This window comes from Microcoleus sp. N9_A2, assembly GCF_036701775.1.
Lineage (GTDB): Bacteria > Cyanobacteriota > Cyanobacteriia > Cyanobacteriales > Microcoleaceae > Microcoleus.
Window position 1 is genome coordinate 59586 of the sequence record NZ_JAUBRH010000025.1, and the last position, 23909, is coordinate 83494.

At 45.9% G+C, this 23909-nt stretch carries 18 protein-coding genes; 8 read left to right on the forward strand and 10 right to left on the reverse strand.

The annotated features are described in order from the left end of the window. Nucleotides 1-379: 379 nt before the first annotated feature. Nucleotides 380-1489: an extracellular solute-binding protein gene (locus tag QUA44_RS16300; RefSeq protein ID WP_333252287.1), complete on the forward strand. Its 1110-nt coding sequence runs from the start codon at nt 380-382 to the stop codon at nt 1487-1489. A gap of 67 nt (nt 1490-1556) precedes the next feature. Here QUA44_RS16300 and QUA44_RS16305 read toward each other — a convergent pair whose 3' ends face one another. From QUA44_RS16305 to QUA44_RS16320, 4 genes are all read right to left on the reverse strand, one after another. Next, complete coding sequence (locus tag QUA44_RS16305) at nt 1557-2084, reverse strand: hypothetical protein (protein ID WP_333252286.1); 528 nt, start codon at nt 2082-2084, stop codon at nt 1557-1559. 23 nt (nt 2085-2107) lie between these two features. After that, entirely contained in the window at nt 2108-5386 is a 3279-nt protein-coding gene (locus tag QUA44_RS16310) for a PAS domain-containing protein (RefSeq protein WP_333252285.1), read from the reverse strand. Nucleotides 5387-5710: 324 nt separating this feature from the next. Continuing rightward, entirely contained in the window at nt 5711-6841 is a 1131-nt protein-coding gene (locus QUA44_RS16315) for an aldo/keto reductase (protein ID WP_333252284.1), read from the reverse strand. Nucleotides 6842-6846: 5 nt separating this feature from the next. Further along, nucleotides 6847-7353 (reverse strand): bifunctional nuclease family protein, encoded by a 507-nt coding sequence (locus QUA44_RS16320; RefSeq protein ID WP_006635481.1) that lies wholly within the window; start codon nt 7351-7353, stop codon nt 6847-6849. 228 nt (nt 7354-7581) lie between these two features. On the opposite strand from QUA44_RS16320, the gene ribE reads away from it, so the two are divergent. After that, nucleotides 7582-8295, forward strand: coding sequence for a riboflavin synthase (gene ribE / locus QUA44_RS16325; protein ID WP_333252283.1), 714 nt, complete (start codon nt 7582-7584; stop codon nt 8293-8295). Between the two features lie 86 nt (nt 8296-8381). Here the strand turns inward: ribE and QUA44_RS16330 are convergent, their stop codons facing one another. The 3 genes from QUA44_RS16330 to QUA44_RS16340 form a co-directional block, all read right to left on the reverse strand. Beyond that, nucleotides 8382-9269 (reverse strand): glycosyltransferase, encoded by an 888-nt coding sequence (locus QUA44_RS16330; protein ID WP_333252282.1) that lies wholly within the window; start codon nt 9267-9269, stop codon nt 8382-8384. 133 nt (nt 9270-9402) lie between these two features. Continuing rightward, on the reverse strand, nt 9403-11700 hold the full coding sequence (locus tag QUA44_RS16335; protein ID WP_333252281.1) for a hypothetical protein: 2298 nt from the start codon (nt 11698-11700) through the stop codon (nt 9403-9405). Nucleotides 11701-11887: 187 nt separating this feature from the next. Continuing rightward, nucleotides 11888-13675 carry a peptidoglycan DD-metalloendopeptidase family protein gene (locus QUA44_RS16340; protein WP_333252280.1) on the reverse strand — a complete coding sequence of 596 codons (1788 nt, stop codon included), beginning with the start codon at nt 13673-13675 and terminating at the stop codon, nt 11888-11890. Between the two features lie 140 nt (nt 13676-13815). Here QUA44_RS16340 and QUA44_RS16345 point away from each other — a divergent pair, with 140 nt between their 5' ends. The 3 genes from QUA44_RS16345 (at nt 13816) to QUA44_RS16355 (ending at nt 15968) form a co-directional block, all read left to right on the forward strand. Beyond that, nucleotides 13816-14238 (forward strand): hypothetical protein, encoded by a 423-nt coding sequence (locus tag QUA44_RS16345; protein ID WP_333276599.1) that lies wholly within the window; start codon nt 13816-13818, stop codon nt 14236-14238. Beyond that, entirely contained in the window at nt 14235-15113 is an 879-nt protein-coding gene (gene pgeF / locus QUA44_RS16350; protein WP_333252334.1) for a peptidoglycan editing factor PgeF, read from the forward strand. Before QUA44_RS16345 ends, pgeF begins: the two co-directional genes overlap by 4 nt. Before the next feature lie 243 nt (nt 15114-15356). Then, a complete protein-coding gene (locus QUA44_RS16355) occupies nt 15357-15968 on the forward strand; it encodes a CPP1-like family protein (protein ID WP_333252278.1) in 612 nt (203 codons plus the stop codon). A 234-nt stretch (nt 15969-16202) separates the two neighbouring features. Here the strand turns inward: QUA44_RS16355 and QUA44_RS16360 are convergent, their stop codons facing one another. Next, nucleotides 16203-16886 (reverse strand): HAD family hydrolase, encoded by a 684-nt coding sequence (locus QUA44_RS16360; protein WP_333252277.1) that lies wholly within the window; start codon nt 16884-16886, stop codon nt 16203-16205. Between the two features lie 479 nt (nt 16887-17365). On the opposite strand from QUA44_RS16360, the gene QUA44_RS16365 reads away from it, so the two are divergent. Further along, a complete protein-coding gene (locus tag QUA44_RS16365) occupies nt 17366-19513 on the forward strand; it encodes a diguanylate cyclase domain-containing protein (RefSeq protein ID WP_333252276.1) in 2148 nt (715 codons plus the stop codon). Then, complete coding sequence (locus tag QUA44_RS16370; protein WP_333252275.1) at nt 19494-20027, forward strand: GNAT family N-acetyltransferase; 534 nt, start codon at nt 19494-19496, stop codon at nt 20025-20027. Before QUA44_RS16365 ends, QUA44_RS16370 begins: the two co-directional genes overlap by 20 nt. 20 nt (nt 20028-20047) lie before the next feature. Here QUA44_RS16370 and hppD read toward each other — a convergent pair whose 3' ends face one another. Together hppD and QUA44_RS16380 are read right to left on the reverse strand one after the other, a co-directional pair. Next, the gene (hppD, locus tag QUA44_RS16375) at nt 20048-21109 is read right to left on the reverse strand and encodes a 4-hydroxyphenylpyruvate dioxygenase (RefSeq protein WP_333252274.1); all 1062 of its coding nucleotides are present in this window, start codon (nt 21107-21109) and stop codon (nt 20048-20050) included. Nucleotides 21110-21820: 711 nt separating this feature from the next. After that, nucleotides 21821-22528 carry an SDR family oxidoreductase gene (locus QUA44_RS16380; RefSeq protein WP_333252273.1) on the reverse strand — a complete coding sequence of 236 codons (708 nt, stop codon included), beginning with the start codon at nt 22526-22528 and terminating at the stop codon, nt 21821-21823. Nucleotides 22529-22668: 140 nt separating this feature from the next. Here QUA44_RS16380 and QUA44_RS16385 point away from each other — a divergent pair, with 140 nt between their 5' ends. Beyond that, on the forward strand, nt 22669-23877 hold the full coding sequence (locus QUA44_RS16385; RefSeq protein WP_333252272.1) for a transposase: 1209 nt from the start codon (nt 22669-22671) through the stop codon (nt 23875-23877). Nucleotides 23878-23909 lie beyond the last annotated feature (32 nt).

Below are 23909 nucleotides of genomic sequence, written 5' to 3' on the forward strand. Positions count from 1 at the left end.
CACTTCGGTTGTGTAAAAAACCTCATCCAGCGGCAGAGGGCAGCGCTCTCGTTGTTTCGTTATATTAAAAAATGTAACACATATCCAGTCGATCGACCCGGCTGGCGAGCAAAACTGGCTCAAAGGAACTTGGGGCAGAGAAATTAGGCGTTAAGTTGACGGAGTTTTCCGCATCGGAAAGCTTGATCGATAAGGTAGAAGGTAAAATCAGGGCAAGAGTCCAACAGACTCTCTTGGCAGCAGAACCGAGTACAATGGCTCTGTGTTTGAAAAAGAAATAAGACAAATCGGCGCCAACTACCGGACTCGACAAACAATTATTTCCCGGGCTGTAGAACACAAAACGATCGCTTAATATTTAGATAAAACGGGTTCACAGGTGAAACGAAGGTCTTTGCTATTGGGTGCAGCCACCCTAACTTTAAGTCAATTGGCGGCAGGGTGCGACTCGAAGCCCATTCTCAAAATTCGATCGCTCAAAAACGGTATTCCGGCCCAACTGGTAAGCAAATTTAGCCGCGATTTACAACCGTCTCCGCTTTTGCAGGTAACGCAAGAAGCACAATTAAAAGAATTATTCGCTTTGTTGCAGCAGTGGAAACGGACACCCGCAGCCAAAAATCAAGCTGACTTGGTGATGTTGGGAGATTACTGGCTGACTTTGGCAATTAGGCAAAAATTGATTCAGCCGATCGATCCTGCTAAGCTTGCTAATTGGTCACAATTGCCCGAAAGATGGCAAAAACTCGTCCGGCGCAACGATGACGGTAAATTAGATCCTCAAGGTAAAGTGTGGGCAGCACCTTACCGCTGGGGAAGTACGGTAATTGCCTATCGAACCGACAAATTTAAGGCTTTGGGGTGGACTCCGACAGATTGGAGTGACTTGTGGAAGCCAGAATTGCGCGATCGAATTTCTCTGCCCGACAGCGCCAGAGAAGTTATCGGTTTAACCTTAAAAAAACTAGGAAAATCTTACAATACGCAGCAATTAGATCGAGTTCCAAACCTCAAAAAAGAACTCACAAATCTGCACGCACAAGTTAAACTTTACAGTTCCGACGCTTACCTGCAACCGCTAGTTTTAGGCGATACTTGGTTAGCTGTCGGTTCCTCTGGAGACTTGCTGCCACTGCTACAAACTCAAAAGGATCTTGCTTTAGTAATTCCGGTTTCTGGAACTGCTCTTTGGACGGATTTGTGGGTAGAACCCGCATCGAAAAAAGCAGTTTCGTTAGCATCAAAATGGATTGATTTTTGCTTGCAGCCTCAAATTGCGCCTCAGTTATCTTTGCTGGCCAAAGCTAGTTCGCCGATAATTATTGGCATGAAACCCGAGGATTTGCCGGAAGCTGTTCGCACTAATTCTGTGTTGTTGCCAGATGCGAAGATTCTTGCTGCTAGCGACTTTCTGCTGCCGTTTGGGGATGCGGGGATTGCCCAATATCGATCGCTCTGGCAAGAAACTAGGCAAGTAGTGAAAAGTTAAAATGTAGAGTGCGTCAGCTCTTGATTTATCGATGATCCAGAAAATAACTCGCTGCTGACGAACCCTACTAAAATCCTTTGATTTTGCCTCGAAGCCCCGGATTTGACAGAGATTCTAAATCAATGCGACAGTTAAGCCGATCGCCCTTGCACGAATAAACCGCCAAAGCCTTCCCTTGACGGTTGCAAACTCGCAGATTGTAACCGTATTCGCTCGAAACCGTGCCGAAGCGGTTGACAAACTGATAGCGTTCGATATAGTCTAGCAAACTCCACAGTTGGCGGTTGACGATGATGATTACCAAAGCGTTATCGCGATCGACAAACCAGCGATCGAGCAATTTGCCGCCAAACAGTTTTTCAGCTAACCACAGACTCGGCACGCTTGGTTCGGCTTGCGAAAGCGGCGGCGGCGGCAAATTCGCAATGTTACCAGTCGGACAAACCTGCTGCTGGGAATACGCCGCAGATTGTCCCCACAGCAAGGCTGTGATGCAGGTAGAACTGGCAATTAGGAACAAAAATAAACTTTTTGTCAAAATGCTATGTCTGCGGGGACAAAATTGATTTTCGGGGCTAAATTTGTGGTAATTCATAATATTTTATTTCTGCAAAATTGTTAAAATTCCGATCGCCTAAACAACGAAGCAGGCAGACAAGCAGTAAAAGTAGAACCGCAATCTAACTCGCTAGTAACTTCAATATCGCCGCCCATCATCTGACAAAAACGCTGACTGATAGTCAGTCCCAAACCAGTACCGCCGTACTTGCGAGTAGTTGAATTGTCGGCTTGAGTAAAAGGTTGGAACAGTCGCTCTTGCTGTTCTTGTGTCATGCCGATGCCCCTGTCCGTCACTCGAAAAATTAAAAATTCTGCATCCAAAATTAACAGTTGAGCAACTCTCGGTTGATATTTATTTTTTAATTCTTCACTGGTAATTCTTTCGACAGTAAGCACGATCGCCCCATTAGCAGAAAATTTAGCAGCATTGCTGAGCAAATTCAGCATTACCTGCCGCACTTTCATCAAATCGCCGTGCATCGCGCCGATATTGTCAGAACTCAATACTTGCAAAGTATTGCCGTTTTTATCCATTAGCGGTTTGATAGTTGTTACCACCTCCTCGATTAAGCCTCCAACATCGAAGCTTTCGAGGTAAATCTCCATCTTGTCAGCTTCAATTTTGGAAATGTCGAGAATGTCGTCAATTAGGCGTAGCAAGTGTTTGCCAGCAGTGCGAATTTTGTCTAAATCCGAGACTACCTGTAAGTTGCCTAACTCTTCGGCATCTTCCGCCAGCATATCGCTGTAGCCGATAATTGCGTTCAGGGGAGTCCGTAACTCGTGGCTCATGTTTGCCAGAAAAGCACTCTTGGCGCGGTTGGCGAGTTCTGCGGCTTCTTTGGCCAACTGCCATGCTTCCTCAGCGTCTTTGCGTTCAGTGATATCTCGCAGTGTCGCCACCACCGCTTCGACGCTGCCGTCTGTCGCACAAAGCGGGCTGAGAATGTACTCGTAGTCGCGGGTTCCCCAGCTTGCCGTGGGGACAATTACTTCGCCTTTCACGGGTTCGGCTGTGGCAAATATGCCGTGGCATTCGTGGTGAACCCGCTGCATAATTGTTGGCGACCAGCCTAATTCCTGCCAGGTTTTGCCAATCATTTCTCTGGGGTTCATGCCAGCAGCTTGAGCGGCGGTGCGGCTGACATAGGTGTATTTTCCCGATCGATCTACTAGAAAAATTAGGTCAAGGGAAGCGCCGAGAATACCGTCAACTGTTCTGGCGTGTCGGGCTACCTGGGCGGTCATTTGTCTGACTGTGATGGCGCCGCGGACTCTGGCGGCGAGTTCAAACTGCAAGAGTTCGTTGGCTTGTTTGAGGAATAGAGTGCGCTGTTCGACTTCTATTTCTAGTTCGGCTTTGGCTTTTTCTAGGGTGAGTTCGGCTTTTTTGCGATCGCTCACATCTGTAGAAATTGTACCGACTGCATAAGCTTTACCTTCAGAGTTGCAGAGGGGAAATTTCAGAGAAATATAAGTGTGCGGGCCGTCGTCTTGAGGGATGATTTCTTCGAGGGTTAGAGGCGAGGAGGATTCGAGAACTTTCAGGTCATTTTCTCGCAAGGCTGCTGCTTTGTCTTGGGGAAAAATATCGCCGTCGGTTTTGCCTGTTATTTGCTCTTTGGCGATGTCGAACAAATTGTCAAAATGGCGGTTGGTGAGTAGGTATTTTCCCTCAACATCTTTGATGTAAATTACTGCTGTTGAGTTGTCTAAAATCGCTTGCAGCAGTGCTTCGCTCTTTCGCAGGGCTTTTTGAGTGTTTTGGCGATCGAGTATTTCTGGCTGCAATTCCCAGTTGAGGCGATTTAAGTCTTGCCAAGCTTGCTGGACTAGATTTAAGGCGATCGTGCTTTTTTCTACTTCTGTATTTGCCGGCCGCGAATGGTTTGAGACGGAGTTGGCGGGCAATTCTAGGGGTTGGAAAGCGAGCGGGATGTGGGGATTTGCGATCCTCTTCGAGGGCTGCGCTAACGGGCGAGCGGCCGCCAATTTTTTATTATATCGAAAATCTACGGCTAATTGACCATCTAAACTCGATTTTTTAGGGAATAAATCGGGGAATTCGCAGAAATTTAAATTGTCATAAATTAGATCAAACTTCCGGGATCGCTGCGGCGTTTCAGCGCTGGAGTTAGAGGGCCAATTCCCGTCTACTGTTGACAAATCTGAGTTAGCGGGTTTGGCAATCCGGCGGGTGACTGCAATTGCCAAGGCGATTGGCACCGCTAGAACTCCTCCACACAGTGCCAACAGCAGCCAATTGTTACCCAGATAGGTTTGGGGGATTCCCCGGACTAAAACTACTGCGGGTTTTCCGGCTAAATTGTTTAGAGATTTTGCTGCTACGGTATAAGTTTGATTGCCTATTTTTATTGGCTGAGCAACTGGTTTTCCACGAGCGGCGAGTGCCGATTTTAGTAGCGATTTGTCGATCGACTGTAAATCTGGCAACAGTTGATTTTTCGTAACGTTTTGTGTACTTACCAAGACATATTTGCCTTGATTAAGTGGTGCATAAATAGCGTAAAATCCCCCTGCGAGTGAATTGACAGTTTCACTGCTAGCAACCATCGGGATTTGGCTCAGATTTTTCCCTAGAAATAAAGTACCAATAACTGTCTGATTTTTGGGATTTTTTACGGGAATTTCAGTGTAACTAACCAGGACACGTTCGCTCAATCCAGACGCCAAAGCGGGCAATTGTTTCTGAATTTTCGATTTAACCAGAGTTTTGCTGGCTGTAATTGGCTCTTTTTTTGCTAATACTGGATAGGCTAGGTTACGAGGATTAAAACTTTGTCCTTCCTGGTTGAGATTAACGCTCAAAATTATCTTCCCATCTTTACCCACTAAAACAGCACTGTGTATTTCCCCTGTTTTGACTTGATTTTCCAGAATTTGCTTGACAGAATTTGGCAAATATGGTAATTTTTTGCCACTGTTATAAGCTATGGCTGTTTGGGCGATCGCAAGTCGATCGGAAGAGTTTTGCAAACGGTCAGCAGCGCGATCGAGTTTGAGATTATAGTTAATTTCACTAACAATTAATTCTGATTTAGCTTGATTTTGCCCTTGGATAATTCGCGCTGTCAATATCATCCAAAGCGCCGCTCCTGCAAGTCCGAGTGGCAAGATTATTGGTACAACTAGGAGTCCAATTAGTTGTTTGCGGGTGAGAGAAAAATTGTAAGTGCAAGGCATGACAACTGCTGCAAATCTGTCGGAACTTACTGCTGTAGTTGGCTGCGGACAATCTGACTGGAGGTTGTTTAAGTGAGTCTGAGCCATAGGAGTAGATGCTAAATCGGTAGTAGATGCGGGCTGCCAATTCATATAAACGATCAGAATGTTACTGTTTGAATTCTGCTGACCCAGATTTGGTTATTTAGTTATTAGTATGCTGTCGGATGTTCTTGAAAGCCTGTTGGCAGTATTGATCCCCAAAAACCGAGGTACTTTTTCGCTCAATTTTAGGTTTTCACCCAGGCTCAAAAACCCGGATTTTTGCTTGCAGTATGTAAATTCACTTAAAAACGAGTTTAACCTAATTGTTGCAGGAGTTAAAGACAAGACTTAGGCAGGGGAAGCCAAAAACCAAGTTTCTGTGCGGTATTTGGTGGCAGGTGCGATCGCCCTTTTCCCTGCTTCAGCTTTTTTTCAATCCCACAACCGCCTGCCTGCTTTGCCGCCCAGTCGCTGGTGAGTATCTTTGAGCAAGTTTGGGATGTCCAACTCTTCGGGACACCGGGGCAAACATTCGCCACAATCGGTGCAGCGGTTGCCTTTGTTGCCGGGGAACCAGTGGCCGGCATTTTCAAACATGGCGTAGCGGTATTTGCCAAAGTCAGTCATGTCGCACCCGACGGCGAGATTGCGGAGTCGCAATACTTCGGGAATGTTGATGTTTTCTGGGCAAGGCAAACAGGCATAGCACTGGCTGCATTTGTCGGTTTTCAAAGTGGCTGCAATCACCGATTCTAGCCGATCGAACGCAGCGATTTCGGCGTTGGTGAGGGGAAAGTCGCGATCGCAATATTTCAGGGGTTGCTCTAATTCTGTCGCATTTGCAGCCCCCACACTCAAAGTCCCAATCCTAGTATCGCTAAGTAAAAACCGATAGTTTAACTCTAAAGGCGAGAAAGGCGAGCACAATTGTGCGAGAGTTTCCGGGGGCGTGTAGAGTTGCCCTCCTTTATCGGCTGGGGAAATGATGAAAACGCCCATATCTTTGTGCTTGGCGAGTTCAATTGCCGGGGCGTTGCGCTGAAAAAAATAGTAATAATGCAGATTGACAAATTCAAACAAATCTGTATTGATTGCAGCCAAAATCAGATCCAGAGGCCCGTGAGTCGAAAAGCCGACGTGCCGAATGCGACAATCAGCCAGGGCTTTGCGTACAGATTCCATGCAGCCTGAGGGCGATCGCACAATCGCCAAATGTTCCCAAGTATTCAAACCGTGAATTGCCAGACAGTCGATATAGTCTAAATTCAGGCGTTTGAGGGATGCGTCGATGCAGCGTTCCATGGCTGCTGCATCCTCGGTTGGGGAAATTTTTGTAGTGACGTGGAGGCGCGATCGATCGACAGACAAACCGGCCGAAAGGGCCGCGCCAAGATATTCCTCGCTGCAACCGTAACCTGCAGCCGTTTCCAGGTGATTGATTCCCATAGACACCGCCTGTTGTACAGTCTGACAGGCAGTTTCCTCAGAAGCCAAATAGCGCATGGTTCCCAAGGAAAATACAGACAGGTGCAACTCCGTTTTGCCAAACCGTCGATAGCGCATAAATGTTAGGAAGTTTCGCCGGGGCTAAAGCCGCTTCTCTTGATCAAATCCTCTGGGCGGAGGTTTGAGATAAATTCCCGGAAGGCGCGGCGTTCGGCTTCATCAGCATCTCGATCGACAGGTATCGAAGCATCGGCGACGACTTCTTCCATCACCCAGATGGGGCAGTTCGTACGCAGGGCTAGGGCGATCGCGTCGCTAGGTCGGGCATCGATCTCTTTTTTAACTTCTCCCTGACGGACGATCAGCACGGCATAGAACGTGTTATCTTGCAGCGAGTGAATAACTATGCGCTCCAAGGTAAGACTCCATGCCTCTAAGAAATTGACCATCAGATCGTGAGTTAAGGGTCGAGGAGGCTTGTGACCTTCGATCGCGCTAATAATAGCCTTTGCTTGCTCCTGACCGATATAAATAGGCAAAGCCCGTCGCTCAGTAGCGTCTCTCAATAGGACAATAGGACTGCGCGTGGCTGCATCTAAGGCAATTCCAGCGACTTTCATTTCAATCATTCGATCGGCCTCATAGAATTAAGAAACTGTAAGGCAGTAGAGAACTTGGACATAAAGATCACCTAAATCCAGTATGACTTGATCTTCGCCTGAATCTGCAACAGATCTGGGACTGTCGATTTGAGATTTTAGATTGACTCCGGGGGACAGGGGGACGGCAAAACCTCCTGTCTCTGGTTTGTCCCTATGGTTTGATGTAAATAAGCGATCGACTACGGAAAAATACTTATGTTTACAGGACTAATTCAATCTCTCGGAAAGCTGAAGTCGCTAGGCAACGATTATTTCCAAATTTCCTGCACCTCCAACAACTCCTACCAGATTTTACAAGATTTAGCCATTGGGGACAGCGTAGCCGTGGATGGAGTCTGTTTGACGGTAGTGGAAGTTCTGCCGCAAGGTTTTGTCGCCGTCGCTTCCCCAGAAACCCTCCGCCGCACTACTCTGGGTTCATTCCCCGATGCTTCGGTGAACCTAGAAACCTCCCTGCGCGCCGGTAGCAAATTGGGGGGACATTTTGTGACGGGGCACGTAGATGCGATCGGCACTTTAGCAACATCCACCCAAACCGCCAACGCTTGGGAGATGAGGTTTACAGCCCCACCGACAGCAAATTCGGGATGGCAACGTCAAATAGCACCTTACATCGTTTCCAAGGGCAGTATCGCCGTCAACGGCATCAGCTTAACCGTGGCAGATTGCGATGCTGACGGAAATTGGTTTGAAGTTGCGGTAATTCCCCACAGTTTTGGTGAGACAAACCTCAGCTATTTGCAACCAGGAAGTTTAGTTAATTTAGAAGCAGATATTCTCGGCAAATATGTCGCCAAATTTCTCCGCAGTGGCTCAAAATCGCATCCAGAACCTTGGGAAGAAACCCCCGCCATCAACAGTTCGGGAACAATTACACCAGAATTCTTAGCAGAACACGGATTTATTTAATCATCTTGATTTATAAGTTTTTTAGGGAGGTAAGAAAGTTTATGTAGTAGCGGTTTAAACCCCCGACTCTCAAAGCTAATTTAGTGTTACTTATCTGAAAAATTGTTCTTTTCCCAGAACAATCCCGCTGCAATTGCTGCCTGTGACACTAAAAACAATGCTGCAATTAATAGCTTTTTAATACCCGGTGTGTGCGCCAATGGATAAGTGAGCAAATTGAAATAAAAGGATGGATGTTGCAGTCGGGAATTCTCAGCGCTTTTAGAAATATTTTGCTGAAACAAAAAAGCACCTTTACCGTAATTGAATTGCTGTTGCAAAAATTTGTGCAGTGTCATTTTGTGGGCATGATAGACTATAACTTCGGGAGCGTAAACCGCGCCACAGCCGGAATTGAGCCACCGATGGCAAAATTCCCGATCTTCTCCAGCGAAGGAAAAAGTTGTGCCAAAGCCGCCGATTTTTTGGAAGGAGTCAGCGGGAAGGGCAAAATTGTTGGAAGTGAAATATTTTGCGCGATCGGGAATAGCATTATAGTAACTGTAAAGGTAATCGATCAATTGCTGGCTTGCCGTAGAATATATGTTATCAGGAAGTGCGTTAATAATTCGACCTCCAATTAAGCAGTCTGGTGTTTTGGCCAATCTAGTTTCTAGAGTTTGCAGCCAGTCTGTGGCAACAGTACAGTCATCGTCTGTAAATACTAAAAATTTGCCTGTGGCTGCAAAAGAGCCAGTATTTCTTGCTATTGCTGGTCCTGAATTCGGTTGTGTTAAAAGTATGAGATTGAGCTGATTTTGAAAGGGAAAAATTGTAGATTCTAGAGATATTTCGGTGCTGTCGTTGACGACAATGACTTGAAAATTATCGCGCGGATATTCCAGTTCCACAAAAGACTGGAGACACGCCGCTAATTTATCGGGGCGATTGTAAGTCGGAACAATAATTGAAAATAGAATTTTAGCTTGGTTCATGATTAGGGCTTACGCACTCCGAACAAATAAACCAGGTTTTTTAACCGATATTGACGGTTCTAAGCAAGTATTTGGGTGGAAAAACCCGGTTTCTGAACACCCGTTCGTAACTCCTAATTATAACTGATATATTTTAATTTTTCAAGCGATATAAGACCGACTCAGTATTAAAATTTTTACCGAAAACTGGTTGCAGCGGGCCCTGGGCACTTGTCAGCCAAGATAAAGCTTTTCTGGTAGCTGCGTTTGTCTCAGTCAGCGGCCCGAATCCCACAGTCCTAATTTTATTTTGCCGCAGGTTGTCAATCCATGCCGAAAGTCGATCGGCTCTAAACGGCACATATAAAACTTGTCTGTCCAAATTTCTCCCGTAAAACAGGTAGCTGCGCGAACTTAAAAAGAAGCCTATTCTTTCATCTGGTACTGTATTTTTATCAATATACTCGTAAATACCACGATACAGCTCTGTGCGTGCAAAATCTCGCTTTTCCCTCCAATGACCAATTACTATCAATCCTATACACACACCAATTATTACTATATAAATTGATTTTCTTCGGGTGGGAAATAGATTATTCAGCCATCCGAAGCCAGGATTGATTTTCCACAATATCGCAGCCAGCGCTAGTGACACAAGATAAAATATCGTATAGGGTAATATATCTTGCCAAATGGGGCGTAATATTTTTACGATACTATTAATAGCTTCTACTGGATTAGACTTAAAATTGTCAATCAACAAACTCCCCCAAACAATGCTATCTCCGGTGAAAGAAGCATTTTTAATATAATCAAAAATTGTGTTGCTAGTAATTCCGAACAAACCACTAACCAACACCACTGCCAGAACAACTAGATTTGGAGTTTTCAAGAGAGTTGCTGTAGCTGCTGCGGCGATGGCGAGTACGCTTAAAAAGGGAAATCCGTATCTGAGGTTAAAACCGAGTATAGGGCTGAGTTGACCGATCGACTCTCCGGCCGTCCCGGAGGTGTAAGGTGTAATAAAATAGAGAATTCCGGTGCTGGCGAGAACTACGGTTAAGATGATATTATTTTGATTGATTATTCTAGTTTTATGTTTGATCAAGGCTAGAGGTGCTGCTAAGACCTGAAGTGCGATCGCCAGAAAGGGCAGTTGCAATCTAATGATAATTTGTAAGCCGACAGTTTGCCAGTGGGAAATATTGCTGGGATTAAATTGAGCTGCTAAAGTGCTTTGCCAAGCATTGAAAGACGGCGAAGCGGGCGGCTGCTGTACCGGAGGTGTTGGCCCAGGTACGGGAGACGGTAAGGAAAAAGGCTGTAAGGGAATTTTAAGAACGCCGACTTCGCCGACAGGATAATTGATTTGCAGCAAGTTTCTCGTATACCAAAAACCTCCTAAAAGCAAGCAACAAGCTATGCCGCACAGTAACACTGGTTTGAGAAAATGGCGAATTGTAAAATTAGCTGGTGTGGAATTTTTATTAACCGCAAATCTTTTACTTTCTAATATTGCTAATCCTCCTAAAAGTGAGGCTGCATATACTATCCCAGTGATTTTTATTCCGGCTAGCATTCCTGCGGCTGCCAAAAAGAGGGATAGTTCGGATTGCGAGCGGCTGCTATGATAAGATAAACCTAAATACAAACCCGCTGTAAATATTGCAGCTAGCGGTAAATCTGGGTGAATAGTGTTAACTTGGTTGAGCACCATCGGTACTGTCAATACTAAAGATGCTGCTGCCATACCGTGAATTCGGGTGGCTCCAAATTTTACGCTCAATAGATAAACGGCAATTCCCTCAAGTACCCACGCAATTAGCAGGGGAAAAGCTGTGAGAAAATCTTCTCGGAAGGGGAGCAAACACAAAGCAGACAAAACGTGCCAATTGTAGGGATATACTCGTGCTTGCTCGTGATCGAAAATCCAATTTCCGGCGGCATCTAATAATGTCAATGAATTGGTTTGATCCCATCGGGCGATCGCAGGCAGGTGAAACCACAATGAGTCATAATTGGTTGTGGGTTTGCTTGCTAGAGTTTCCAACAGCAAAACTCCTGCAACAGCGGTAGCAACAATAATTAGGGATTCTGATTTACCCAAAGGTTGCTTGAGTTGGGGAATCTGCCACTGCGAGAAGGTAAAAGTTTTGTGGTTTTTTGTATAAATCAGGATGAAACCGATCGCACAAATCAGAATTTCTACTATAATGACCGCAGAAATATTTAGTCGCTCGGCACTTCCTAAAATCAAGCCGATACAAACTTGTACAATGCTCCATCCCGTCAGGAGTACGAGGAGAAAATGGGGAAATGAATAGTTCTTGTTTTCGTTCTGATTCTCGAAGGCCAGAGACAAGCTTAAGGGAATCGGGCAGACTACAATAATCAGAAATAAAATTAATTCCCACAAATGCTGCGCTATTAGCATAAGCTGCAAGTTACCCATTTTTATTGGTTTTTCTTGGTTTTGAGTTTTTTTTTGGTAAAGAGAAATCCATCGGATCTGATATCAACACATCTTGCACCATGCTCAGCCACAGGCTAGGAGTGCCGATTTTACAAAACATCAATTTTCTTGCGGGGTGGGCGAATAGCCCGCCCCTAAAAAAATTAATGTATCCAAGCCGCCATTTTTACCTGTTAGCTTGCTTCTGAGGTTTGGGTTTGACTGCTTCAGTATCTTTGGGCTTCTTAGAAGTGTCAGCTTTTAACAGTTCCGGGAATGGCGGCTGGAGGTTGTGAACTTCGATGTCCATTCCCAGCGGCAGAGGTGGAAGCAGGGGCAGATCGTTTTCCAAATCCTTGAGTCCGTTAGCGGTTTGTATTTCCACCATTTTCGGCATTTGCGGTACTTTGGCGGTTTCCAAAGTGCCGATCATTCTTCCCAGAGCGAATTCTAGCTGAGAACCCGGGTCGATCGCCACCCAACCCTGGTCAGTCATTTGCCGAACCTCGAAGTGAAGGTGAGGCCCTGTAGACATTCCCGTACTCCCGACGCGGCCGATAGTATCTCCCTGTTTCACCACCTCTCCTGGTTTCACAAACAGTTCCGAAAGGTGAGCGTAGAGAGTTTCCTGAGACTGTTTGTTGTGGTTGAGAACCACCGTCAAACCGTAGCCACCCAACCAATCGGCGATCGCCACTTGACCCGCATAGGCTGCCAGGACGGGTGTTCCCATCGGGGCCCCCAAGTCAGTTCCGGTGTGAAACCTGCCGTAGCCCATAACCGGATGAGTCCGCCACCCAAACGGCGAAGTAATTGCCGAAGCAATAGATAGCGGAAACAGCAAGCTTTTGTTGCCATTTCCGGGGAGGCCTGGGGGACGCGGCGTGAGATTGTAGTAAGCAAAACCGGTATTGCTGCCGCTGCTGACACTAACGGCACCGACTTGAACCGGCCCGAGTCCCATGCTGGGCGCTGGAGGGCCGCCACCGTAAGATGCAGATCCGGCATAATACCCAGCGTCTGCGGAGTATCCAGTGTCTGCGGAGTAGCCGACGTTAGCCGAGTATCCAGTGTCTGCGGAGTATCCTGCGTCTGCGGAGTATCCTGCGTCTGCGGAGTAGCGCGGGGGTACGTAAGCAGATTCCGGTTGGTTTGAACCCCTCCAAACCTGGCTGCCTATTTGTTGAACGGCTTGACCGAGTTTACTGACAGGATTTCCGCTACTATTTCCGGCCACAGTTTCCCGAACATTGCCCGGAATGCTTTCTGGCAGATTTCGAGGAGGAGGGGCTGCAATATAGCCGTCGTCTGCGATCGGAGTTTCCTGTCTGTAGTTGGGTTCTCCTGCATCTGCCGTCACTGGCTCGGAAACAGCAGGAGGCGCACAACCGCCAACTCCTTCGCAGCCGGTTGATCGTTCTGCAAACTCTATTCTGGTTGGCGCTGCGTACTCTTCGTACTCGCTGGTAGCGCCAATGCTGTAGTCTGTTTGGTCGATTTCAGCGTGGGCTGGGTTAACTGGCGCTTCAAAAGGCGGCTCCTGGGCCGTCGCTTCTGGTAGGGGAATCAGCGCGGGCTCCGGCAGATAATATTGGGTGGGAGGTGGTTCGCTGGCGTACTCCGGCTCCCAGGCAGGTTCAGGATCGAAAGGCTCGGAGGGCGGAACTTCTGCCTGCGGTTCAGGGTAGGGTTCTGGTTCCACTTGGCTGAATTCGGGTTCCGGGGGCGGGAGAGGAGCTTCAAATAATGGTTGGAGCTCTGCTGCGCCGGGGACGGCTTGTTCTGCTGGCGGAGTTTCGGCTTGAGCCCAAACTAAGCCTTTGCTGAGTAGTCCCAGACTGGCAAGGCAACCCAGTCCCACCAGCAGTGAGCGATCGGACAAAAGGCGCGATCGAGTCCGAGCGCCTGTAGGGTTCTTTTTTTGCTGTTTGGTGTTCAAATGGGCTGTTATTTGCTTGTCTGGAACTGGTTTCACGATTTTTTTTCCCAACTCAACAGGGGGGACAAGGATCTCGAAGTCAGGATCGAATGTATGGCAATCCTTGTATTTATATACAGGCCTAACTGATTTTACCGGGCTTGAGGCAATTTTTTTTGCACATAGAACAAGCTCAAATGCCTTACGCATTCACTCGCGAGCGAGAGCCGGGTTTTGTTGATCCCGATTGCACTTGCTTAGGAACCTGTGACGGCCACACTGATGATAGCGCTTTGGCGTTCGTCTATGTTAATTTGTTGCCTATATTTATCGGGTCATGCAAAATTTCGGCGCAGTCGGTCGTCCTGAGATATTGCACCATTCTCAATAATCTTTTCAGGGCGGGCAGGATGCCCACCCCACAAGAAAATCTACTCTTTGCGGAACAGGCATCTTGCCTGTTCTTGAGAATGCTGCAAGATGTGAGTTGTCCTAAAACCGCCTCCTTCATCGCGATTTTTTCCTTAAAGCTGGCGCTGCCTTTAAACTTCGCGGACAAAATTGTTGATTGTTTAGAATACAAGCTAAATGATTCGCTTGGGGATGGATGGGTTTCATGACTGTAGCTGGCGATCGCTTGACAAATTTTCCTGACTCTGAAAGCGCCGGACAACCTGACGGTATCAGTTGGGACTGGCAGAGCTGGCAAGGCTTGCCTTATCTGACTTGTAGCTTGCTTTCTCGCTGGTCTCACGGCTTTTTTACGCGCGATTTCTCGCCGCAGGGGCCGATCGATCTGACGGAAGTTCTCGAACCTGGAGCTAAGGTTTACCGACTCCAACAGGTACACGGCAATGCGGTACTCAAAACCACTGAGTTGTCCCCGGTTGTGGCTCAGAACCCGGAAACCGCTGCCCCAAGCTATGCTGAGGCTGATGGCTTGGTGGCCGAGCGAGCATTGGAGGCGCTGTGGGTTTGCTCCGCTGACTGCGTGCCGGTGCTGATTGCTGACGATCGCACGGGACTGGTTGCCGCAGTTCACGCGGGTTGGCGCGGGACTGCTGCTAAGATATTACCAGAGGCGATCGCTCAACTTGTGGCACAAGGCAGTAAATTAGAAAATCTGAAGATTGCTATGGGGCCGGCGATCGCTGGAGAGGTTTACCAGGTATCTGTGGAAGTGGCAGCGGAACTGGGAGCCACCATTGCTCCTAAGAGTGCCGTTAGTGCGACAGCCGACGGCATTCTAGAGTTTTTGCATCAACTGCCCGAAACGCCTGTTTTGGCCGATCCGGAACCGGGAAAAGTACGCTTGGATGTTCGCCTCTGCAATGCTCTGCAATTGCAGCAGTTGGGAATCGATGTTTCTCAAGTGGCGATCGCTCCTTTCTGTACTTATTCTGACTCGGCTCGCTTTTTTTCGTACCGCCGCGATCGACTTAAAAAAGTCCAGTGGTCGGGAATTGTGAGCGCCTGCGGGACAAGTCCCTTCTGAGGGCATTTGGCAGAAGGTAAAATTTTAGACGGCCAAGATAAAAATAACAATCTTTGGATTCATTATTTTTTATTTACGAATGCCAAATGCCTTCTAGTTTCTATTTTCGTAAGGTTTGCTGGTTCCTGTTTTAAAGCACCAAAAACTAGCAGCAAAACTTTTGGGAAAGCGGCAGAGCCCCCGCCCCGCTTTCCTCTCTTGTTAAGATTGCTCTATAACGAGAGTCTTCAGCGGGTTATTACCATGAGTGAGCCAACTCCCTATCAACTGCTTGAAGTCGATGAAGATGCTTCCTTTGATGAAGTGCAAGAGGCCCGCACGCGCCTAGGTGAGCAGTACAGCGGTGACAAGAAACGTTTGGAATTGATCGAAGCAGCTTACGACGCGATCCTCATGGATCGCCTGCGGCAGCGACAGGAAGGTAAAATTAAAGTGCCCGAACGCATCCGCTTTCCTGAGCGGCTGACTCCCGCACCCGCAAGCTTTACTCCCTCTCCTCCTAGTGGCAGCCCTGCTTGGTTGAAGCGGCTAATCGATACTCCTAGTCGATCGGACATTTTGTGGCCGGCTGGGGTGTATGTGGGGTTAGGCGGACTGAGTATTTATCCGGCGGCTAATGATGGTTTACTACAGTTGACTCTGGCTCTTGGGGTCGGCTGTTGTCTTTATTTTGTTAATCGCAAGGAACAAAAATTTGGTCGGGCAGTGCTGCTGACTGTGGCTGGCTTGGTTATAGGTTTGTTGCTGGGAGGCTTTTTGGGTTCTTTGGTCAGTCCGGCATTTATAACAACAGAGAAATTTATCGCTTTGTTTACGTTTTTAATTCTGTGGCTGGTCAGCGGTTTTCTGCGATAGTCAGTTGACAGTTGACAGTTGACAGTTGTCAGTTGTCAGTTGTCAACAGTCATCAATCATTAGTCAAGCATCAACAGTCATTAGTTATTGGTAATTGTTGAGTGGTAATTAGTAATTGGTAACAATTAACTAACTACTAACACCTAAAACCTACGAACCAACCAATAACAATTAACCAATAACAATAATTAACCACTGCCAACTGTCAACTGTCAACTGTCAACTGACAACTGACTACTGACTATCTAAGATAATCTCAACTGCTTCGCTCAAATTGTTAGCAATTAAATCCGGTTGGTGCATTTCTAGTTGGGTGCGATCGCGAATTCCGCACAAAACACCAATTACCTTGACACCGTGCGTTTTTGCGGCTATAATATCCGCCTCCGTATCCCCAACCATCCAAAGGTCAGAAGCCGGCGGTAGTTCGGCAAGAGCTTTTGCCATCAACAGGGGCTTATCTTTGACATCCCCGGTTTTAACGTAATCGTTGGGGAGGCAATAGCGGCGGTTTTCTGGGAAAAAGTGCCCTAAATTGCAGCGGTTGAAGGCTTCATCTAGTTCCCTAACGCGGCGCATGGTCATCACCGCTAAGTCTACTCCAGCGCGCTGCACCTTTTCGAGAGTTTCCAGGGCGGTGGGAACTGGTTGATCATAAATCATGTAGGGTAGGGTGTGGACGGTTTGACGGCGTTTCTGGGCAAAATCGCGGGCTTGGGCAGCGTCTAATCCTGAGAGGATGCCAATTTCTGTTTCGGGAACCCGCGCGCGCTTCATGTCCCAAAACTCGGCTTTGGGGAGTTCGCGCACTTCTTGGCCCGAACGCTTAGTCTCGGCGAGACAATACTGGTAAACTCGGTAGTAGCGATCGGACACGTCCATGATCGGGCCGTCAAAGTCGGTAATAAGTCTCAGCATTTAGCAGAGTATTTTTAAGCTTTTATACAAATCCTTCGATACTATATCATTTAAAGGTAACACTTTCTTTACAGAAATTGACACAAATACCTAGGGGAGGTAAGGTCTATAGGAATGGTGCTAATTAAAGCAAACATTTGAATTAAACTGTGCTGTTCCTCAACTTTAGCGGTTGTAAGCCATATCGGGTAATTTAAAATTAAAATGTGTCGCACAAATAGTGTAAACCGCTACATATTGTTCACAAATCTCAACCTCAATCGAGGCTGATTGTGGCTGTGCTTTATCAAAAAAAGTTGGTCAAATTAATATTTGGTCTCATTTTTGAAATCAGCAAAAAAACTGCTTGGAGAATTTAAAGTGTACTGTTTGCATAAATTAGCCAGCGCTAACAGGTGATGACATCCGCCAGTATAAAAATTTTCATGATAAATCGCAGCCAAACAACAACTAACTTTACAGGCTAACCTTTGAGAGAGATGCTCTACAATAACGAGATGCTTCCCACATTTACTGTAGAGAGCAGCCCCAGAAGTATTAATATTCTTCTTTATAAGCTGTTATCCTTACGCAGGATTGAATACCTCACAGTCGATCGGGAACTTAAGATTAAAGAAATATCTTTGAAAGTGCAAGATTTTGCCTACATTCATGAGGAAGTAGGCGAAGGGAAAGACGTGCGCGATAGTTTTCCCGAACTAATCGGAATTGAAGGACTCCTTGAAGATATTATTGAAGAACGACAGCAAGATTGTCAGTTAAAATCAATTAGCCGAGTTCTCAAAGACGGCTCTTATTTGTATCTAAATTTGTACATTTTTGGTTATAAGGGACAAGCCAATGCTGACAGATTGATTATTTTATGCGAAGATGTGACAGATAGCATGGGATCTCAGCCAACCATCGTTCAGGCTGCCAAAAAAACAAGTATTAAAGGCGATAACTTAGCTGCGGCTGGCGATTATATTGACAAAATTATTAATTCCCTAGGGGATGTTTTGTTCGTAACAGGAACATCGGGGCAAATCAAAAAAGTGAATCAAGCTGCACAGCAATTATTTGGATATACCGAATCGGAATTAATCGGCAAATCCATATCCATGATTACGGCTGAGGAGGAATTGTTACGCAAAGTCAGCCAGCTACCTCCTGCACTTAAAAGCGAATATTGGCCTCAAGTAAAAGTAGCTTGCCAAACGAAAATAGGTTTAAAGCTGATTGTTGCGTTTTCATGCTCTAATTTTGAGACAAGCACAGGAAGCCCGGATGCAGATAGGGAGGTTATACAAGATTTTGTTTATATCGGCAAAGACATTACCAAGCAACAACGCATAAAAAAGTGTCAAGAAGCACAGTATGCTGTTACTCATATCCTGTCAGAATCAACTTCTCTAGATAGCGCAACTCCGAAAATTTTGCAAGCTATTTGCCAAAGTTTTGGGTGGGATTTTGGCGAACTTTGGACGCCTGCAGAGGCGGAGAAAGAAACTAGATTGGGTGAGGAAATAAAATCTGAAAAAGATCCGCTTTGGTGTCTGCCGCTTTGCTGTCCAATCGAGGAAAGTCCTTGTTGGCGGCGGGTTGTAGTTTGGCAGGCAGCGGAGGAAGTTAGGGAGTTTGCCGAAAACGATCAGCAGATTACTTTCGCTGCGGGTGAGGGTTTGCCGGGAGCGGTTTCCCGAAGCGGTTGTACGCAGTGGATTACTGATCTTGTGGGCGATCGCAATTTCGTGCGATCGCGCTTGGCCGAGGAAGCGGGACTGCGATCGGGATTCGGTTTCCCCATTCACGCTAAAAGCCAAGTTGTAGGAGTAATGACTTTTTTTTGCCGGGAAGAACTGCCACCGGATCAAGATTTACTTCAGATCATAGCTGTGGTAAGTTCTCAATTAGGGGAATTTGTCAAGCGCAAATATGCAGAGAAAGAATTGCAAGAAGCTGAAGCTTCAATCCGATTTTTGTACGAACAAGAAAAACGGCAAAGTGAAGAATTAGCTCGGCAAAATTTAGCTTTAGAACAAGCCAAATTAGAATTAGAAGCAGCTAACAAGGAATTGCAGCGGCTCGCTTCGGTGGATGGATTGACTCAAATTCCCAACCGCCGCTGTTTTGACAAAAAACTGGAGTTAGAATGGCAGTTGATGGAGCGAGAAAAAGAGTCGCTGTCTTTAATTTTGTGCGATATCGATTTTTTCAAACTTTTCAACGATCATTACGGGCATCAAGGAGGCGACGAATGTTTAAAACAAGTAGCCCAGATTTTAGCTAGCAACGCTCAGCGGGCAGGAGATTTAGCCGCCCGCTACGGCGGCGAAGAATTTGCGGTAATTTTGTCGCGAACTGATGTGCAAGGAGCAATGCGGGTAGCTGAATCAATTCGCAGCGATTTGAAAGCTGCCGCAATTTTTCATGCTGCTTCCAAGGTAAGTAAGTTTATAACTCTCAGTATGGGAATCGCTACTACTGTACCTGCTGCTGGTTTATCGATTGAGGAGTTAATTGGACAGGCCGATAGATCACTATATCGAGCTAAACTAGAAGGGCGCGATCGTATAGTTGGCCTAGACTTTAAAATAGAATTTCAGGGCCCGAAAGGAGTATTTTCTGATGATTGTGAGAGAAGCTAAAATCGCTGACGTACCTGCAATCGCACGGGTTAATCTAGATACTTGGCGGACAGCTTACCGAAAAATTGTACCGATAGATTACCTCGCGCAACTGTCCTATGAAAAAGCTGAAAGCCGTTGGCAAGAAATCCTGGCAAACGTCAAAAATACTGGGGTTTTTGTATGCGTTGCTGAGAATGAATCGGGAGAAATTGTGGGTTTTGCTGCCGGTGGTGGCGAGCGCACTGGCAAATATATATATCAAGGAGAATTATTTGCCATCTATATTTTGGAGGAATATCAGCGTCAAGGAATCGGACGGCAACTCGTGAGAACAGTTGCCACAAAATTGGCAGAATTAAGTTTGAACTCGATGCTAGTTTGGGTACTGGGAGACAATTCAGCCTATAGGTTTTATGAATTCTTAGGAGGTGAAAAAGTTGACGAAAAACAAACAAGTAGAGCAGGAGTTGCACTCAAAGAAATTGCCTACGGTTGGAAAGATATCGCAGTGCTGATTAACCCGCCGGTATGACCGAAAAAGTGGAATTTTTGTCAATCATCTCTCAAACTTCCCCTCTTCATTTGTTCCCGTTCAATTGCCTCAAACAAAGCTCGAAAATTCCCAGCCCCAAAACCTCCAGCTTGCACCTGTTTGCCGTCAACTAAAGTAACTCGGCGCTCAATAATCTCGAAAAAGAAAGTCGGTTCTGCAAAAATTGGCTGGGTAAAGATTTGCAGCAGCATCGCTGCGGGAATCTCTTCTTGCCAATCGGCCAAAACTTCAGAAGCTGCAATTGCTTGCCAATCTGCGGGCAAATAGTTTTGCCGCTGCTGCAATTCGGAGTAGTATGTTGGAGGAACCGGCAGAAAAGGCAAACCGCACGATCGCAAATCGGTAACAACCCCTACAATATCAGCAGTTTGCAAAGCCATGTGCTGAATTCCCGGCCCCCGATTTGCGCTCAAAAACTCTTGAATTTGAGAATTAGCTGATGCCGGTTCATTAATCGGGAATTGCACCCCGCCTTCAGCGTGCACCATAACTTGACTGCGTAAAGCCGACTTCTCAGTCTGAATATCAAAATTTTGCTGCGGCGCAAAACCTAATACTTTTTGATACCAACTAACAGCACTTGACAAATCGCCCACTTCAACATTTAACACTACATGATCGATCTTCGTGAACAAGGGAAGTTCAGCAGAATTTGGTAGCAGTGGATTCTCACCAATTCCCTCGATTAGCGTATGGCTCAAATCTCCCCAGCCAGCAATTTTTGCCCACTTAAAACAGCCTCTTTGGTTGAGACCTTCTTCAATCGGTTGGAGAACTTTAGCGCCCTCAGCGGCCGCTCTAGCTAGTGTTACTTCAATATTTTTCACCCTAAAACCGACATCGGCAATACCAGGAGGATGCAATTTCAACCAACTAGCGACGGGACTAGCGGATGTCAAGGGGGAAGACAAAACAAAACAGATATTACCACTATTCACAACTTCAGTATGAGTGTGGCTGCTTGGATACTGTGCTGTTGCTCGAAAGCCTAATTTGCTGACAAACCAGTCCCGCGATGCTACTGCATCTTCAGTATAGAATTGAATGCGATCGAATTCCATAATCAATAGTTGAAAATGGAAAGTGAATAATGGAAAATCGGCTGATTTTCAGTAGAAAACTGCAAGATAGGGACAGAGGAAGGGATATTTTTCATTTTTTTCTCGTGCGCGCAATTAATAATAACCTCAAGATTGAATATTATAACTCCCTCTCAAGGTATAAATACATCGGCACTTAAAAAAAATCGGAAGCATCTCAGTTTTGCATTTAAGTGCTGTCCCCGCTCGCGAGTTTGCGACAGCTCGCGAGCGGGGACGCTCGCACTGTAAAAAAATGCTTTTTTGCAAAACTGAGATGCTCCCAAAAACTCGGTGTCTGGGGTAACTTGAGTTTGGCTGCGATGCCTTCGCTAAGTAGATTTTAGATGTTAGATTTTAGATGTTAGATTCTTCGACTTCGCCGGCGTACAAGTTTTAGATTTTAGCTTTACTGCACAGATGAATCTGGAAGATTGAAATTTTGTCTAAAATGTTGGAAGAATTTATGAATTAAAGCTGGGCTTGTACCTATTTTGAGATGGATAAATCGGTGAAATAAGAACACCATACTTATTGCAAAAATCCGAAAATACCCTGAAACCATCTGCGTCCATCTGCGTCCATCGGTGTTGCATCTGCCCGATATCTGCGGTTGCTCTATGACTCGAAGATTATTGCAAGAGGTCTACCATACACACTGAATCGGTGCGCCGAGGCGCACTCTACAAACTATTAGAAGAACAAATGACTTTCGGGCTGAATATTAATCTCCAGCGGCACAGCTTGCGGGTCAGACGAAATAGCAAACATAATCGCATTTGCAGCGGTTTCGGTACTCAGCATTTTTGAACGGTCTACTTTCAAACTCACATTATCCCAAAACGGAGAATCCACCCCGCCAAAATAGAATAGCGTAAACTTAACACCGTAGCGACGCAACTCATCTGCCATGCACTTGCTGAAGCCAACTACTCCAAACTTGGAAGCGCAATAAGCAGTTCCCATCGCCATCGAATGCTTGCCCAAAATCCCGATGACATTGCAGATGTGGCCGGATTTCCGCTCTTTCATCACATTCGCGGCGGCTTGAGATGTGTAAAAACTGCCTTTCAAGTTCAAGTCAAGCATTGCATCTAAATCTGCGGGTTCTAACTTGTTCCACTGCTTGAGAATTCCGGCACCAGCGGCGTTTATGAGGGCATCAATTTGTCCGAAATGTTCGACAGTTTTTTGCATCAGCGTCTCGACTTGTGCCAAATCGGTGATGTCTGTAGGTACGCACAGTACCTCTGTTGTCGAAAGTTCGCTTGCTAAAGTGTTTAACTTACTGCTGTCTCTGGCGGCGAGCACTAGCCTCGCACCCGCATCTGCGAGTTTGCGGGCCACTGCTGAACCGATGCCGCCAGTCGCACCCACCACAACCACAACTTTGTCCTGCATATCCCTTTACATTTCTTTACGTCCAGATTGTATCATAAAACTTCATTAAGATTGTAAGCATCAATAAACAATGGTAGTATCAGATAGTCAAGAAAGTCCAATCCAAAATTGTTGCGCTAGTTAAAAAATGGAGAGTCGGGATGCAACTAGCAGAGAGGCACATCATTAAATCTACGGAACACCGTTTCGCCCAGATTGATGAATTAGCTTTTAAATCCAAGAATCTCTACAATGCCGCTAACTACGTCATTCGTCAGAGTTTTGTCTATGGATGGGGTTACATTAATTACAACGAGATGAACCGTTTAATGAAGTCTCATCAAGCCTACAAGGTTTTGCCAGCCAAGGTAAGTCAACAAATCTTGATGATATTGGACAAGAACTGGAAATCGTTTTTTGAAGCAGTCAAAGCTTACAAAGTTGATTCCTCTAATTTTACGGGTCGTCCGAAACTACCGAAGTACAAAGATAAAGTTAAGGGTCGAAATATTCTTGTCTATACGATTCAGGCGATTAGTATCAAGCAATTGAAGAAAGGAATTATCAAGCTTTCTGGTACAGAAATCTCAATACAAACCCAAATAAAACCCGATAGAATTTGCCAAGTTAGGCTGGTTCCCAAATGTGATTCCTATGTAATTGAGGTAATTTATAATGCTTGTACTGAGCGTAGTCGAAGTGAACCGGAGTCCACCGTCGAACAGATTCAAAAAGAAGCCGTAGCTAGTATCGATTTGGGACTAAATAATTTAGTGGCGTTAACTTCAAATCAGTCGGGTTTTACCCCTCTCCTGATTAACGGGCGACCATTGAAATCGCTCAATCTGTTCTACAACAAGCGTAAGGCGCAACTACAATCTCAATTAAAAGGAAGTAGTAAGACATCATCCCGTATTCAACGCCTAACTCGTTGTCGCAATCAAAAAGTCGATAATTACTTGCACTCCTCCAGCCGCCTTATCATTAATCTTCTCGTCGCACGAAAGATTGGGACGCTAGTAATTGGAAAAAACCTCCAATGGAAGAGGGAGATTAGCTTAGGGAAGCAAACCAATCAGAAGTTCGTAAGTGTTCCTCATGCCCGATTAATTGAAATGTTGGAATACAAAGCTGAATTGGTTGGGATAAAGGTGATTGTGCAAGAAGAATCCTATACTTCTAAATCGAACTTTCTAGCTTTAGACCCAATCCCTCTTTATGGGAAGTCTGGCGCTAATGATGTCGCATTTAGTGGCAAGCGAATTAAGAGAGGATTGTACAAAACATCGGTCGGTCAATTAATCAATGCGGATGTTAACGGATCTTACAAGTGCGATTCGTTCAGTCGAAACCGAGAAATCGGGGGATGACTGGCTTCTACAGGGTAATCCATCAGGATTGA

What these genes read in the sequence shown, in the direction of transcription:
- QUA44_RS16355 (WP_333252278.1), top strand. Translation starts at nt 15,357, where the DNA reads ATGAGTGAGCCAACTCCCTATCAACTGCTTGAAGTCGATGAAGATGCT.
- QUA44_RS16370 (WP_333252275.1), top strand. Translation starts at nt 19,494, where the DNA reads ATGATTGTGAGAGAAGCTAAAATCGCTGACGTACCTGCAATCGCACGG.
- QUA44_RS16305 (WP_333252286.1), bottom strand. Translation starts at nt 2,084, where the DNA reads ATGAATTACCACAAATTTAGCCCCGAAAATCAATTTTGTCCCCGCAGA.
- QUA44_RS16360 (WP_333252277.1), bottom strand. Translation starts at nt 16,886, where the DNA reads ATGCTGAGACTTATTACCGACTTTGACGGCCCGATCATGGACGTGTCC.
- ribE (WP_333252283.1), top strand. Translation starts at nt 7,582, where the DNA reads ATGTTTACAGGACTAATTCAATCTCTCGGAAAGCTGAAGTCGCTAGGC.
- QUA44_RS16330 (WP_333252282.1), bottom strand. Translation starts at nt 9,269, where the DNA reads ATGAACCAAGCTAAAATTCTATTTTCAATTATTGTTCCGACTTACAAT.
- QUA44_RS16315 (WP_333252284.1), bottom strand. Translation starts at nt 6,841, where the DNA reads ATGCGCTATCGACGGTTTGGCAAAACGGAGTTGCACCTGTCTGTATTT.
- hppD (WP_333252274.1), bottom strand. Translation starts at nt 21,109, where the DNA reads ATGGAATTCGATCGCATTCAATTCTATACTGAAGATGCAGTAGCATCG.
- QUA44_RS16310 (WP_333252285.1), bottom strand. Translation starts at nt 5,386, where the DNA reads ATGAATTGGCAGCCCGCATCTACTACCGATTTAGCATCTACTCCTATG.
- pgeF (WP_333252334.1), top strand. Translation starts at nt 14,235, where the DNA reads ATGACTGTAGCTGGCGATCGCTTGACAAATTTTCCTGACTCTGAAAGC.
- QUA44_RS16385 (WP_333252272.1), top strand. Translation starts at nt 22,669, where the DNA reads ATGCAACTAGCAGAGAGGCACATCATTAAATCTACGGAACACCGTTTC.
- QUA44_RS16335 (WP_333252281.1), bottom strand. Translation starts at nt 11,700, where the DNA reads ATGGGTAACTTGCAGCTTATGCTAATAGCGCAGCATTTGTGGGAATTA.
- QUA44_RS16345 (WP_333276599.1), top strand. Translation starts at nt 13,816, where the DNA reads ATGCCTTACGCATTCACTCGCGAGCGAGAGCCGGGTTTTGTTGATCCC.
- QUA44_RS16380 (WP_333252273.1), bottom strand. Translation starts at nt 22,528, where the DNA reads ATGCAGGACAAAGTTGTGGTTGTGGTGGGTGCGACTGGCGGCATCGGT.
- QUA44_RS16320 (WP_006635481.1), bottom strand. Translation starts at nt 7,353, where the DNA reads ATGATTGAAATGAAAGTCGCTGGAATTGCCTTAGATGCAGCCACGCGC.
- QUA44_RS16365 (WP_333252276.1), top strand. Translation starts at nt 17,366, where the DNA reads ATGCTCTACAATAACGAGATGCTTCCCACATTTACTGTAGAGAGCAGC.